General features: G+C 49.0%; 13 protein-coding genes. 5 read left to right on the top strand and 8 right to left on the bottom strand.

Features of this window, described 5'->3' with window-relative positions; genetic code table 11:
* Window positions 1-308: 308 nt before the first annotated feature.
* The 6 genes from BT127_RS02410 to BT127_RS02385 are packed head-to-tail and all read right to left on the bottom strand — an operon-like array spanning window position 309 to window position 6,954.
* Window positions 309-1,493, bottom strand: a complete 1,185-nt coding sequence (locus BT127_RS02410) for a GH25 family lysozyme (protein WP_075423432.1) — start codon at window positions 1,491-1,493, stop codon at window positions 309-311.
* A complete protein-coding gene (locus BT127_RS02405; RefSeq protein WP_075423431.1) occupies window positions 1,486-1,947 on the bottom strand; it encodes a phage holin family protein in 462 nt (153 codons plus the stop codon). Before BT127_RS02405 ends, BT127_RS02410 begins: the two co-directional genes overlap by 8 nt.
* The gene (locus BT127_RS02400; protein ID WP_075423430.1) at window positions 1,944-3,599 is read right to left on the bottom strand and encodes a hypothetical protein; all 1,656 of its coding nucleotides are present in this window, start codon (window positions 3,597-3,599) and stop codon (window positions 1,944-1,946) included. The genes BT127_RS02405 and BT127_RS02400 overlap by 4 nt, the downstream gene beginning before the upstream one ends.
* Complete coding sequence (locus BT127_RS02395) at window positions 3,599-4,978, bottom strand: leucine-rich repeat domain-containing protein (RefSeq protein ID WP_075423429.1); 1,380 nt, start codon at window positions 4,976-4,978, stop codon at window positions 3,599-3,601. Before BT127_RS02395 ends, BT127_RS02400 begins: the two co-directional genes overlap by 1 nt.
* A 3-nt stretch (window positions 4,979-4,981) precedes the next feature.
* Window positions 4,982-6,094, bottom strand: a complete 1,113-nt coding sequence (locus BT127_RS02390; protein WP_075423428.1) for a siphovirus ReqiPepy6 Gp37-like family protein — start codon at window positions 6,092-6,094, stop codon at window positions 4,982-4,984.
* Between the two features lie 2 nt (window positions 6,095-6,096).
* Window positions 6,097-6,954, bottom strand: a complete 858-nt coding sequence (locus BT127_RS02385; RefSeq protein ID WP_075423427.1) for a phage distal tail protein — start codon at window positions 6,952-6,954, stop codon at window positions 6,097-6,099.
* An 87-nt stretch (window positions 6,955-7,041) separates the two neighbouring features.
* On the opposite strand from BT127_RS02385, the gene BT127_RS02380 reads away from it, so the two are divergent.
* Window positions 7,042-8,172: a phospholipase D-like domain-containing protein gene (locus BT127_RS02380; RefSeq protein WP_075423426.1), complete on the top strand. Its 1,131-nt coding sequence runs from the start codon at window positions 7,042-7,044 to the stop codon at window positions 8,170-8,172.
* A 3-nt stretch (window positions 8,173-8,175) separates the two neighbouring features.
* Here the strand turns inward: BT127_RS02380 and BT127_RS02375 are convergent, their stop codons facing one another.
* Window positions 8,176-9,861 carry a phage tail protein gene (locus BT127_RS02375; protein WP_139275358.1) on the bottom strand — a complete coding sequence of 562 codons (1,686 nt, stop codon included), beginning with the start codon at window positions 9,859-9,861 and terminating at the stop codon, window positions 8,176-8,178.
* A 51-nt stretch (window positions 9,862-9,912) separates the two neighbouring features.
* On the opposite strand from BT127_RS02375, the gene BT127_RS02370 reads away from it, so the two are divergent.
* Entirely contained in the window at window positions 9,913-10,842 is a 930-nt protein-coding gene (locus BT127_RS02370; RefSeq protein ID WP_139275356.1) for a hypothetical protein, read from the top strand.
* A gap of 38 nt (window positions 10,843-10,880) precedes the next feature.
* On the opposite strand, the gene BT127_RS02365 is transcribed toward BT127_RS02370, so the two are convergent.
* The gene (locus tag BT127_RS02365; protein WP_082334864.1) at window positions 10,881-11,132 is read right to left on the bottom strand and encodes a DUF6809 family protein; all 252 of its coding nucleotides are present in this window, start codon (window positions 11,130-11,132) and stop codon (window positions 10,881-10,883) included.
* Between the two features lie 593 nt (window positions 11,133-11,725).
* On the opposite strand from BT127_RS02365, the gene BT127_RS02360 reads away from it, so the two are divergent.
* The 3 genes from BT127_RS02360 (at window position 11,726) to BT127_RS02355 (ending at window position 14,751) form a co-directional block, all read left to right on the top strand.
* Window positions 11,726-13,474 carry a S41 family peptidase gene (locus BT127_RS02360; RefSeq protein ID WP_075423424.1) on the top strand — a complete coding sequence of 583 codons (1,749 nt, stop codon included), beginning with the start codon at window positions 11,726-11,728 and terminating at the stop codon, window positions 13,472-13,474.
* A gap of 394 nt (window positions 13,475-13,868) precedes the next feature.
* Entirely contained in the window at window positions 13,869-14,015 is a 147-nt protein-coding gene (locus BT127_RS16685; RefSeq protein WP_175541901.1) for a hypothetical protein, read from the top strand.
* 343 nt (window positions 14,016-14,358) lie between these two features.
* Entirely contained in the window at window positions 14,359-14,751 is a 393-nt protein-coding gene (locus BT127_RS02355; protein ID WP_075423423.1) for a hypothetical protein, read from the top strand.
* Window positions 14,752-14,902 lie beyond the last annotated feature (151 nt).

The following is a 14,902-nucleotide window of genomic DNA, read 5'->3' as shown; positions in this document are numbered from 1 at the left end:
AATTGTTCCGATTGTGCCAAAATTTCTTATATATTATAAATGGCTGTATATATGGTATATACAGCTATTTCCTATCTGCTTTCTATTGATATGTAATAATTGGAACAACAGGTACAGAATGCCCCAAACAGCAGGTAATACGGGAAGATATGATGTTCTTGTTTTATTGTTCCAACGGAGTGTAAAATGGAACAGAAACACAAATTTCAGTTCCAGTGTTCCGAACGGCATGGACGGAACAAAAAAATAACCCGTGCATATCCACGCAGGACATACACGGGTTTGTTGACAGATATTCAGTTTCAGAGTTAATCACAATGGAGCGTTCCGCTGTACTTCTGACCGTCAACCGTGACCTCGACCGTGATGCCGTCCTCCGCCGCAGGAGCAGGCGGATTCGGCGGCACCGGCTCCTTGCCGTATCCATTCAGCCCCTTCGCCTTGATGATGGTCGGGAAGTCCTTGTAGCCGATGTCCAGATCGACGTTGCCGTTGATACCGTCCACACGCCCCTTCTCGGAATGCTGCCAGATGCCATAAGCGCCGCCGTAGCTGGTCTGGTTCACCCAGTGCGCCAGCCAGATGGTGTAGCGGCTCTTGATGTCGTCCGCCGTGTGCGTGGTCAGCGAAGAAGCAGAGCCGTACAGACCGACAAAATAGCCTGCCGCTTCGACCTTTTCAAGGAAAGCCCGCATGATTGCAGAGACCTTCTCCTTGCCGAGGGCAAACTGCTTTTTCTCCTCCACATCGTAGTACACCGGGAACTCGAACTGCTTCCCCTTGATGACCGAGAGGAACACATCCGCTTCCAGCCGTGCCTCGTCCTCGCTCATGGCGTAGGAATACCAGTAAGCGCCGACCGGAACGCCAGCCGCCTTTGCGCCGGAGTAGTTCTGCTCGAAGCACTCGTCCTTCTGCGATGCCAGTCTGCCGTAGCCTGCACGCAGGATCGCAAAGTCGATGCCTGCGCTCTTGACACGATTCCAGTCGATGTTGCCGTTGTGTACGCTCACATCAATACCCTTCATATCCTCGCCTCCAAAATACTTGTAAAAATCATCGGTCACAGTGTTGTTTCCGTGGACTTCATCGCCGTACCACTTGCCATTCGGACGCACATCGACGTGCGTGTACTGATATGCCGCCGTGATGTTGGCGATGCCCGTGAACCCAATATCCTGCGCCTTGCAGCAGACCACCTTAGAGGAGATCGGCTGACCGTCCTGCCCGTAACAGCAGATGTCCGCCGCATTGCCCTTCGTGTGCTGCCCCGTGCCGCTGCCGCCGACTGTTCGGTCATGCATCGAGCAGCGGAAGCCGCTGGTCACGATGATCTTGGAGCAGTCCAGCGCAGCGTAGAGCTGTTCGAGCTTTTCCACCAGCTCATCGGCAAGGAGCGTGTCATGCACCTTGCCGCATTTGCACCGGAACTCCGACACATTGAAATGTGCCGAAAGCTGGGTGCTGTCATCAAACGGATAGGTCTTAGTCATCGTCGTCCTCCATTTCCTCCAGAACGTCTTCCGCCTCATCATTGATGCGCCCCGCCTTCTTCTGCAGCACGTCGATCGCCTTCTTGATCGCATCGGGGTACGGGATTCCCATGAGGGACGTGTTCTCCACGATGGAGAGAAGCTCGTTGACGCAGAAGCCAATGCAGGTCGCATCACGGATGTAGGTCGTACCGAGCAGAATGTCGATGCGCACCGCCACCACGATCATGAGCAGGACGCAGAACTTCTTTGCAAGCCCCACCCAGCCAGCCTTGCTGTTGAGCCTGCCGCTGGCGCTGTGCTTGGACTTGCCCATTGCCGCCGTCACAAAGCCTGTCACGAAATCCACGCCCATGAAGATCACCAACGTCACGAGCGCCGAATCCCAGCCGCCGATAAGGGCGGCAATGAAGCCGCCCACCATGCCAATTACTGTACAAATCGTTTCCTTCATGCCTCTTCCTCCTTTACCTTCACGCTGCGGATAATGGGATGCGTGTTGTTGCTCCTGCCCACCCAGCAGAGATAGTATTCACCCGGCTGGATGCCGGTGCAATCGGTCTCCGTGGTGATGAATTTCTGCGTCTGAAGCCACTGGAAGTCAAGCTGGATCGCTCTGCCGTACTCGATCTCGCTCCGGGCATACAGCGTGATCGGAACATCGATCTTGCCGCCGGGAGGGTTGATGAGATACAGCATACCGTCCTCCGTTGCGCCGGAATTGTAGCAGAACTGGATCTTGCTGTCCGAGGTCAGCTTGATGCGCTGTTCGACACAGGTCAGAACCTGTGCATCCCAGTTAAAGTCCTCCTGATTGTAGAACAGCGCATAGTCGTTGGTTTCCGCACAGAAATTCGGGAACTGGCTGCGCATATTCGTCAGCGTCCGGAAGCCGCCGTTCACCACGAATCCGAGAAGAATGCCGTATTTTTCAGGTACATCAGCACCGCACTCAAACAGCACGGTATAGCCGTTGTTCTTCAGCGCATCGATCTGCGCTTGCAGATCAACAAGCGTTGCCTGAATGCTGTCAATGTCCGTTTCGTTCACGCCAATGCGGGCGGAGTTGTTGTCGCACTTGCCCTTGAACACGGTAAGCTCCGTGGACAGCGCATTGAGCTGTGTTTTCAGCGTGGCAATGTCCGTCACTGCACCGTCCCACTTCGAGAGCCTGTCCGCCGTGATGCCGTTCAGGAGCGTGAGGTTATGATGCCAGTGCGCCTGCGTGATGACCGGCTCAACACTGTCACGAAGCGTCTGCATATCCTGTGCAGTCTGATTCTCGTACTGCTGCAAGCCCTGAAGGAGCGCAAGAAGTCCCGGCGTCAGGGCATCGAGCGTGTCCTTGTTTTCGTGTGTGTGCGCTGTGCGGGAGAAATTGTCCAGCGCCTCGTTCAGCGTGTGGATCTCGTATTTCGTCTCATCCTCAAACTGCTGCAAGCCGCCCAGCTCATCGAACAGTTCCGGCGTGATTGCATCCAGCGTTTCCTTGTTGGGATGCGTATGGAAGTCCTCCACGACCTGCTCGATCTCACGGTCAACGATCTGCGTGACCTCGGAAGTTTTCGGGTATTCGGACATATCCGGTGTTTCGCCGTCCTTGCCGTCTTTTCCGTCAGCTCCGTGCAGGGATGCCAGCCATTCCTCCTCCGTGCCAACATAGCCATGCTCCACGGCGATCTCGTAGGCGGACTTGCCGTCAAGTCCCTTTTCTGCATCCTCGATGCGTTTCAAAAGCTGTGCGTAGAGGTCGGGTGTCGGCGGAATGGGCGGCTCGTCGTCACCCACAAAGCCGGAGGGACGGATATTCAGCGTGACCGGAACGGTCGTTGCACGGACGGTCGTGTCGCTCTCGGTGTCGTAACCGAACACCGACATTTTGGCAGCGCCCACATGAAGCTCCGCAGGCAGATACAACGATGTGCCGTCCACACCAAGCACGATGTTGTAGTTCTCATCGCACTGCGAGAACTGCACGACCTTGTGAAAGCGCTTCCAGTCGCCGTCAAAGGTGAACTTGAACTGCACATACTGGATCTGGTGATCTGCCAGCACCTCACGCTCCAGAATCTCAATGCTCTGGTTCTTTACAAGAAATTTCCACATTATTCCTTCACCTCCAACCATTCTCCAGTCTCATCGTCATACTCCATATACCCGTCAAGGCACTGGATGCGTGTCAAGCCGGAACGTGTGGATTCCATTCCACCCTTGCCGTCCCAGTTGTTTTGCTTCGTGATTGCTGCCCAATCCTCCAGACTGCCCTCATAGGTAATGGTTTCAAGTCGGCTGCAGTAATTGAAGCAGTGTTCACCAATCGCAGTGACCGTGTGCGCCATCGTAAAGCTCGTGAGGGCTGTGCAGTTAACGAACATGAAACCGCCGATCACTGAGCCTTCATATCGGACAGATGTCAGTCTCGTACAATCACGGCACACATACTTTCCGACCGTCGCCACATTACGGGGAACAGTGAGAGAAGTCAGAGCAGCACCCCAGAACACAGCGCCGCCAAGCGTTGTAACTGCATCAGGAATGGTGATGCTGTTCAGCTTTCCGGCTGCACTCGGATATTCATCCGCAGGCATAAATGCGCCGTTTCCGATCGAGGTGAGCGTTGTCGGGAGAGATACAGTTTCCAGATTCAGACAGCGTTCAAAAGCATCCTTTCCGACCGTTGTGATACCTTCGGAAACCACGAGCGAACTCACCGCATCGTTCCGGTAGAACGGCGAACGATTGGATTCGAGATCGTAGTCATACATTGCGCCAGCGCCTTTTACAAGCACCTTGCCGTTGGAGTAGAGCGCATAGTACGCATTTTCGCCGCACTGACCGGCAGAGACAATGTCCCCGATATCCTCGATCTCTGCTTCCAGCTCTGCCACCCTTGCCGTCAGTTCAGCGACCGTTTCGTTGTATTCCTGCATCTCCGCCGTGATTTGCGCAAGCTGTGCCAACATATCTGTCACCTTGCATTTGCCGAGGATACACCTGCAATAGCCGCAGACGTTCCTGTCCTCACGGTAGTCGTACCAGTCACGCTCAGTGAGAGTTTCAGCACCCGGATTCAGCCGCACCGCATACATCAGCAGACGTACATGGTCAGCGTCCTGCGGGATAGAGGGAAGCTGTGGACTCTCGGCAGGCGTTCCGGGAAACAGCCTCAGCGTCACGCTGCGGACAGCCTCCGTGGTGTCCAGATAGATTGCAATGCCGACATAACGAGGAAGCGACTCGTCCTGATAAGAACCGAGGTCGATGCTGTATCTCGCATCGTTGATAAAATAGTGACCGTTGATCCACGCCTTGCCGGTGCCGAGATTTACTTTCAGACCGCTGCTTGCCGCCGTCAGCTTGAACATCTGACCGTAGGTATCGAGAATGCCATTGCAGATGATGCTCGACAGGTAGCTGGTGAAGTCCTCGGCTGTGTAGGTGCGGTCAAGTCCTTTTGAATTGAAAAAACCGCTGTAAAAAGCCATATATCATACCTCCTTGAAAGTTGGTGTCAGACTTCTGCCGTTCTGGTCGAAGCCCTCGATCATGCCAATAAGCTGAATGCACGGCTGAATCATGCCGAAGCGCCGATGCTGCACCGTCACATAATCGCCGACGGCATAGTCCTTGTTATACACATACTGCGTGTTGTGCGCTGCGATCTCGGACTCTGATGCCGTTTTTGGCAGCACCAGCTTTTCCGAGCCACGGTTCTGGAGCAGTGCGATATACTCATCCTCCGGAATGGGGACGGTCTCGCCGTCGATCTGCTGTTCCTCCGCAATATCATCCGCATCCACATACAGCTCATAGCGGTCGAGGTAAGCAGGCTCCTCGCCGACACAATATGTTGTATTCTTGCGGTCTGCGCCCTTGCCCTGACCGTAGATATAGGCGAAATTGCGCTGAATGGCAATGTCCTCGGCATAGCTGAACGACAGGAGGTTGCTGTATGCGTCCGAAAAGACGATATGCGGATTCTCCTCCTGCATTACGCTCCGGTCAGTGCCTTCCGAGAGGTCGAACACCATCCGGTATTCCTCGCCGGAGGCTTTCACCAGCCGGATATTCGCCGTCCCGCCGATCTTCTCGCAGATCGTATACACCCACTCCATGAGGTTTGCGTAGCTGATCTGGAGCTTGGCGGTCTGCTCCCAGCAAGCGCCGGAGACCGTTCCGAGCGAAAGCCCCGGAATCCTGCGGTTGCCCGCACCGATCGCATTCTGCTCCACGACCGCCTGCACGATACTGCTGTATGCCGTCTCCGCCGTGACAGAATAGGTCGGGTGGATGATGCGCCGTTCCAGCAGGCACATGAGAAAGCGCCCACGAACCGTCAGATAGTCGCCGTTTTCGGCATCGGTGTCGCTCTGCACCGACTCGATGATGCCGAAGTGCCGGTCATCATCATCCCGCCCGACGATGCGTCCGGTCTGAAAGACCTCGATCGTCAGCGGACTTGCGGCAATATACACCTCAAACTGTCCGCACTTGTAGTATTCAATATCCCACAGGAGCGCGGAAAAGCTGTCGCAGATCGCCTCCAGCGTGATCGTCAGCGAATCGCCGTCCGCTATCATTTTGTAGACTTCGATCTGCATCGTCATACCCCCAGATAGGCGTTGGTGTGGATGATCTTGACCTTGAGGTTTTGAAGCCCCGTGCCACGCAGGTAAAAGCGGTTCTTACCCTCACGCAGCGTGAGCCAAGTCGAGCCGGACACCAGCCGATTGATGATGTTGGTCTTGACACCGCCACGGTCGAGCGTGACGGTCTTGTTGCCCGTTTTGGTCGTGACCGTGATGATGTCGCCGGTGAGGATGTCACCGGAAATTTGCAGGTACTCGTCCGTGTCGGCGTTGTAGAGCGTGGGAGATCGTGCATCGGCGATCGCCTCCATCTCCAGCGTAAATCCGGTCTCATCGCCGTCATTGATGATCTCCATCATGTTTTTAGAGTTGTACTTACCCAGCACAAAAGGCTCCGGGTTGCTTTCGGTCGGGAACGGGAACGTGAAAGCACCCGTGATCTGCGAATAGTACGCCATGACCGATTCGGTCGAATACCAATAAATATCGGGGCAGAGAATGGAGATCTGCCCCGTAGTCAGCATTTCAAAATTGTTCACCTCGCAGGTCTCGACGTAGCCCTCCGTGAACACATCAATGCCCGCCGTCTTGTAGTAGACCTTGATGTAGCGGGAAGGCTTCACCACCTTGTAAAGCTGGTGACGTCTGGCTTCCACCCCCACGCCCCGCATCTCGAAGGAAATGACCACATTCCGCTTCTCGATGAAGGCGTTGTTGAGGTAGCTGCCGTCCATGCCTGCGTAGGAGGAGGTGCTGATTGTGCCGGGTGGAGGATTCAAGCCCTCAACCTTTGCGGTCATATACTGGTTAGCGGTCGTGGTCATGTCCACCCGGTCATCGGACGCATTCTCTAAAATTAAGGAAAAGAACATAAAAACCCCCTTTACTTTTTCGGCGTGAGTGTGATATAATATAAATGGTAATCACTAATTATTCAGTGGTATAAGGAGAATCATATCATGAAGAATTCAGAAATGTTCATTCCAATCGTCGATGATGGAAGTGTTGCTTTTACATTATGCAGAAGCGATCCTGAAGGAAAAAATGTTTTCCAGTATTCTGAGGTATTAGCTGACTTGAAAAATGCAAAGCAATTTCGTGCTGTTTCTTATAATATAAGCACAAATGAAAAAGACTCACTGCTAAAAACAATCTCTGATGCTACTGAAGGACTAACAGATATCAAAATAGTAATTGGCTTAGGCGATTATTCTTATATAAATTATAAAAATAATAGAAGGGAGTATCAAAAGCAATTAAGACAGTATTTTGAGATCCTTAACAAAAATCTTCAAAATCAAAGAATCAGAGTAGCGTTTAACGGTTATAATCATGCAAAAATAATCGGAACTGAAAATGTTCTCTATGTAGGTTCACAAAATCTAACGCAGGCGAGTTGCAGCAACTATGAATCTGGAGTTATAATCAGAAATCCGATTGTTATAAAAAATATATATGATGAAATGTTTGAAGACTTATGGTCGAAAAGCATTGAATGTATATTAGATAATTCCAAGCATATACAGTTTTATGCGGATATTTGTGCTATTCTTAAGGATATTGAAAGCGTCATTGATGATATCTGTATTTTTGAAATATCCAGTGAGACATTTTATAACGAAGATTATGTAGAATTAAATTTTGACTGTAAAGATTTTAAAACCAGAGTAGAGAAATATCAAAAAATTATAAATTCTTTTTCTGAGGATTATGATACCATCAGAGATCCAGATATTGAATCCGCAACTGACAGTGTGAATCAGAAATTTTCCGCAATAAATGATGAATCGTTATTCGATGAAATAATCGAACAGATTGAAGATCTTCAATCCAGTAGCTTACAGGACTTAGTGAATAACTGGATGGTTACAAACAAAGGGCAGTATTATGATATGTATAATAAGGATGCAATTGAATCAGTGTCAAATGAAATAGACGAACGGATTAATGATATTAACGCTTTACTCGCTCACTTGAAAGAAAACATTATGGAATTACACCGTAGCTTAGATAAATTGAAAGAGCTAATTATCTATAAAACTAAAAATCCAGATGAACTTGAAAGATTGTTTGAGTCAGCAGACTTTTAACCATCACACATTCAGCGCATTCCTTGTCATACGATAAATCTCCAGCCGCGACAGCGATTTCTGACTATTATTGGTCTGATTCACTGTGCGGCTGTTGTCATTGTTGTAGTAATTGTTGACCACGCTGCTGCTGCCGCCGTTCATCATTGCGCCGGAGATACCGTCCATATCAACACTCAGCCCAGACTGCATCGTCAGCGTCATGGCATCAGCCACACTGGACACAGCCGCCTCGACATACTTCTTGCTCTTGTTGATACCCTGTGCCAGCCCCTTCATGAAGTCCGGCATCCACTCCTCCACATCGGTCAGCGCACCTTTTTCAGGAACGGAAAAGTGCAGGTATTCCCAGATAGAACGTGCCACATCCGCAACTGTATTGATAAGGCTGCCGAGCATATAGGTGATACCGTTGATGAGGTTCTGCATGAGGTCACGCCCCCAAGACCAAGAGTTGTTCACCTTGTCCATGACGGCGTCATAGACCGCACCCATGACGTTGTTGACAGCATCACGCACACCGCCGAGCCGGTCGCCGATGCCGTCCCGGATATTGTCCCAGATCGACAGCACCGCATCTCGTACACGATCCATCGCCGAGCGCACCGTGTCCGGCATAGCATTCCAGACGTTCGTCACAAGGCTCTTGATCGCATCGAGGACGGAGCGCACCACATCAGATACAGCGTTCCATGTGGTCGTGATGACCGACTTGATGTCGAGCTGCCCCGTGTTGATGAGCGTTTTGAGCGCCGCCCAGACTGCCGTCACGACCTTTTGGATGCCGTCCAGCGCTGTGGAAATGACAGTTCCGACCGCCTTCCAAGTCGTCGTAACCACACTCTTGATGTCGTTCAGCGCCGACCGGATCGTGTTCATGATGCCCTTCCAGCCGCCGTTCACGCCCTTGCTGATCTGCGAAAGGACGCTGTCGATCGTACTTTTCGCATTGTCCCAGATCGTCTTGATGATCTTGAATACATCGTCCATAAAGCCCTGCACGATACTTACGATACCCGTGAGGGCTTTTTCGATGATGTTCCGGATCGTGGTCGTCACACCGTTTGCGAAGGTCGTGAGGGTATCCTCCACGACTGCGGTATTAGCATTGATGCCTTCCGCCAGACCGTTCATGAAGTCCGGCATCCAGCTCTCGAAATCCGCCAGCGGACCCTCGTCCGGAACGGAGAAGTGCAGGAACGAACGAATTTTATCTGCCACGCCCCTGACCGCATCGGATACTTTGCCGATGCAGTTCTTGATGCCGCCAACGATGCCGTCAATGATGTCTGCGCCCCACTGGAACGCCTGCGATGCAAGCCCCTTGATGAAGCTGACGGCAGCATTGAAGCCATTTACGATGGTATCTTTGATCGCCGTGATCTTCTGCGTCACGGCATTTTTCACGCTGTCCCAGATGTTAGAAACTGTTGTTTTGACAGCGTTCATCACGTTTGTGATGGTCGTCTTGATGCTGTTCCATACGGAGGAAACCGTGCCGAAGATCGTATTCAGCACACCGGAGATAAATCCGCTGACCGTATTCCAAACACTCGAAATGACCGCATAAATGGCGTTCAGCGTATTGGAAATATGGCTGTGGATGCTATTCCAGATGCTGGAGATCACCGACCAGATCACATTCAGCACAGACGAAATGAAGCCGGATACAGCGTTCCATACTGTCATAATGACATTGTAGATCGCATCCAGCACCGTAGAAACGGTCGTGCTGATCGCATGTGCTACAAAACAGAAAGTCAATTTGCCAATCTGTTAAACAACAAGATCCTAAAAGAACAGCGACGCATTGTACTGACACGAGAAGAGCTTTTCATTTTGAAAAAATATCTCATCGTTACAACAATTCGTTTTAATTGTACAGAAGCCTTACAGAACTTCGGAAACCCTGAAGATGCCGTACAAGGATACTCATCCCGCTTTTACGACAATATCAATAAAGTGCTGGCTTGCCAAAATTCAGATGAGCTTGCCCAGTATATGATGGTGAATCCATTTGAGGAACTTGGCAAGGTGATAAGCGACGGAGCAGGTGCATTGAACCGCTTGTTTGTAGATATCAAGAATATCATGCATTCATACATTATTTTCGTAAGCACGAGACGGTGTAAAGAAAACTTTATTATTCCGGATACTGGCTTCGCTTATCAAGCAACACATATTGCGCCATTTTCGGATGAATCATTCGATAAATGTATGTATACGCTGTCCTATGCGATGCAATCAAGGAATCCGTATTTACTGCAAGTTGCACAGATGCTTACGCCATATGATATGTTCATCTGCCCTGTTACAAAAGATTTAGCGGTTGTTTCGCTCAGTATTTTTTATAAGTTTTTCAATCGAAAGTCGGATATCTATGGACTATTGCCTACGGAAGGACTGACTGTTGGTAAATTACTTGGATTTGATGATTCTAACTTAGTCGAGCCTCCTAAGGTGAGAAACCAGCATGGTAAACCCGCAACTTATGAATACAATATCCAGCAGCTTTCACAGACAGATGCGCTTGCCCTGAATTCTGGAATGATCAATACGGCAGAGCATTATTTCGGATATGCTGATCTACAAAACATTCGATCAAGTATAGAGCGTTATATGGCGTTCCCAACGGGGGCGAGAAGATACGATCTTAGTTTTATTAAGTGAAAAGCAGGCTGCGGTCATCATCGACCGCAGCCTGTTTTTCATTTTCCGAGGACGTCCAGCATCATTCTTGCCCCGTCCTTGAACCCCTGCACATAGAGTGCCTCGTTGTCGAGGGAAGCGCTCTCGCTTTGAATGTCCGAAAGTCTGTGGTACATTTCAACCTGCTCCGGTGTGAGCGACTTCTCAAACTCTTCTGAAAGCCGCATCCACTCCTGAGTCATTTCTGTTGGTTCTGGTCGAGGGATTCGTTCCGATGGATTGATCTTGCCGTGATAAAGGTCTTTTAGCATGGCGGCATACCTCCTTTTCAGCACAACAGTATACCATACAAATCTAATAATCGCAATAATCAGAACTGCCAAAGATAATAGATCTGATATGTTGAGAATAGGCGATGATGAATTCTGATAGAATATTTATGTACAATTTACTAATTTTTGATGTGAGTCAACACTATATATTGACAATCAATACAAAATATGATATAATTATACTGACCTCTATTGCAAAGCACAACAATGTTGTGCTTTGCAGGCTGCGCAGCAGCCGCCAAAGCCACTATGTGGCTTTGGCAGAGGGCGTATAAACGGAGCGCTTAGCGGCGCTATGCGCCGCCCGCCGTCAAAGACGGCTGATTGCAAATCGTTATCTCGATTTGCAATAGCGCGTAGTATAGAAAACTGAATAGAAAACTGTAATTCCTTCCGCTGGTGACATTGTATTCATTGGTTGAGGGGATTATTTGTCTGCTTTGAGAAATGAAGCTTTTTCTCTTGCATCCGTGGATATTCTATGTTATAATAGTGATATCCGCTTATATCCGAAAAGAGGCAAAGGGCGGGAGCGAAAGATATTACATTCATCAATCACGGAGGAAACAAACATGAACACATTTTGGGGCTCACTTCTGCACCAGCTTTCGACATCGAATAAGGAACATCTCATATGGTTCGGTGCAGTCATTGTGATTCTGATTACGCTCGCAATACTCCACCACAAGTGGAAGGATGACAATAAAAAGGTGCGGCTGTGGCGGCTGTTCTGTCTGCTGCCACTGATCCTTGCGGCTGTTCATGCGGCGATCTACCTGACAGGATTCCCGCTGTTTGTCATTGGGCATTTCCCGCTGTATGTCATCGCATTGTTTGCGCTTTTGCCTATACCTTTTGCCAAGCGGAAGATAGGCTATAAGATCAGCGCGGCGCTCACAGGGCTTGTGACCTGTGCTTTCGGCTTCTACTATCTTGGTATGTCTCCGTTATATTTCAATCATACACGGGAAAGCTACACCGGATCCTTCCATTCACTGGTGCAGGATATGGACAAGCATTATATCCTGAAAGAATGGAAGGAAGTGGACTTTGCCGCACTTGAAGAAAAATATATGCCGATGGTGCAGGAAGCGGAGCAGGAACAGGACAAGGAGAAATTTGCAGATGCGGTCATGCAATTCTGCTGTGAGCTTCATGACGGTCATGTACCTGTGATGAGCGATGATGAAAACATGATCCACTTTGCATCTTACACAATGTCATATAAGCCCCATGAGTACGGTCTTGCAATGGTTCAGCTCAAAAATGGTGATGTGATCGCAGTATGCACCACCGATGATGTGAATAAGCTCGGAATTGAGGACGGCACTGTAATCACAAAATGGGGCGGTAAGGACGTTTTGCAGTCCCTTGCAGAGGATGTTCCCGACCTCGGTATGCCTGTAAAGGAGAACGCCGACCGTGTGGCAGCGATGGTACTTTCGGGAGTCGGCGGAGAGACTGTTGATGTATCTTTTGTGGATAAAAGCGGAGCAGAGCAGACCGTGACCCTCACCGATGTAGGCGACCCGCATACACAGCTTGAAGCGTTCAGGGCTTACAGGCATTTTGAGACCTTAGGCACAGAAGAAGAATATCAGTCCCTGGCGGACGAGAATTTCTCCACAAAAATGCTTGACGAAAAATGCGGCTATCTCAGAGTGACACAAGAAACAACGGACAATGGGGCTTATGATATATTCGTCGGATACATGATGGGTGATCACGCACGGGCAAGGGAGATGTTCCGTGAAAAGCTGCGTGACCTCAAAACACAGGGAATGGAGTATCTTGTGATAGACCTGCGCAACAATCAGGGCGGTGCTGACGAGATCACTAACGCACTCTGCGACCTGCTGACAACAGAGGACTGGTACGGGCTTGGTGTAGGCACACGCAAAAACGGCAGGTATATCTGCAATGCCGATCATAACATTCATGCCGACGGCGAATTTGCCGACCTGAAAGTGGTCGCTCTGACGAACTTCGGCTGTCTCAGTGCAGGCGACAGTGCTTCCTACTACCTTTCAAGACTGCCCAATGTCACCCTTGCGGGACTGACAGACCCCTACGGTTGCAATCAGGAAACAGGCGGTATCAGCGTTCTTTCGGGCGGAGAATTATATGTGGGATATCCTGTCGGTCTTGTGCTTGACGGGAACGGCGACCCTAATATCGACACCCGTCCCGACCGTATCAGCCGTAATCCGGTTGAGGAACGCATCCCTCTGGATTTCGATGCAGCGATGAAGATTTTCCGTGACGGGGAAGATTACGAGTTGGAGTGGGCTGTCAATTATCTGGAAAACAGTCATGATTGATAAAGTAGGAAAGGAAAAAGCAATATGGAGACTGTGTATATGTGTTTCTTTTTCAGGACATATGAAGTATAACAATAGGTCGTGATTTCGACATCAATACAGTTCTTCTTCTCCGCTGGCAGACCGTTCTGAATGCGGTCTTCGTAATACCATGTAAAGGCTTCAACGACATCCGAAAGAGAGGCTTCTCCTTTTTCATTCATGCAGGAAAGGAAGGCAAACAAAAACACCGGCTTATATGAATATACCCCATCTTTATTATTATACCTCCGCCAAAGCCAGAATTTTAGACACATTTCTTCGTGCGGATTTTGAGCGAAAACAGCCTACTGAAGAGTATCCGAAGTATAGTCGCGGATAAAAGTAATCATTTTCAACGTGTCGTGGCACGTTGATGCGCTACGCTGACGGACTGCTGGAGAAAGACGGCAAGTCTATCGACTTGCGCGAGGTTGAGAAAGACCTCCGTCAAATCAAGGGCATCGGCGATAAGCGCGTCGAGGAAATCATGGCAGTATTTGAAAAGCATCTGGGCGTATAAAAACAAGGGGCTTCTCCGAGCATCAAAGCTACTCGGAAAAGCCCTATTTTACATCATTTTTCGGCTTCAAATCGTTAGTAGTAATTTGGTAGTAGACATACGGCAAACTGGTCAATCAAGTCACGCATTTGCCGCATTACAGCGCCCTAAAAGATGTGTTTCAGCCCTGCTGCCGTGGCAGACAAACATAACCTTTATCATACGTTTTTCCTCTCAGATTTTGCTTAGTAATGTGCGAGGTGATTTTTCCGATATTTGTGCATATTACAGTGTCTCCAGATATTGACACATAGGAGAATGCGATGTATAATCAAAGTAATGAAAAATAATCGGAGGTGCATTTATGCAGAAATGGATTGTTCCTTGTAATCAAAAATATTACAAAGTGGAGGAAGCTTTTTCAAAACTAAAACGTCTTGACTGGAAGCAATCTTCACCTAATATTAAAATTGGCGATATCGTATATATCTATGTTTCAAAACCCGTTATGGCAATCCTTTTTAAATGTAAAGTAACCAAAGTCAATCTGGACCGAATAGAAATAGATGATTCAGAATTCGTCGTAAACGGAGAAAACTACTTAACGTATCCATTGCATATGGAGCTTGAATTCATAAAAAAATACAATGATGAATTAACAATGAATATACTAAGTCTGCATGGTGTTAAAGGAAGAATCCAATCAACTCGAAAAGTTTGTCAGGAATTAGAGAATTATCTTTCATCAATTGAGTAATGCCTACTATCAGCCTGCCTTCGTCTCAATTTTCACCAAATCAGCATATGGAATCTGCTCATTACAAATAACATGCACGACTTCAAAATTACCAGTGTCCTCAACTCCTTATCATTATACCATAATCCTTCCATTTCATCAAGTCAAAACA

This window comes from Ruminococcus sp. XPD3002, from assembly GCA_900119535.1.
Lineage (GTDB): Bacteria > Bacillota > Clostridia > Oscillospirales > Ruminococcaceae > Ruminococcus > Ruminococcus flavefaciens_H.
Note: the sequence above shows the minus strand (reverse complement) of the source record. Positions and strands in the feature narration are given on the sequence as shown.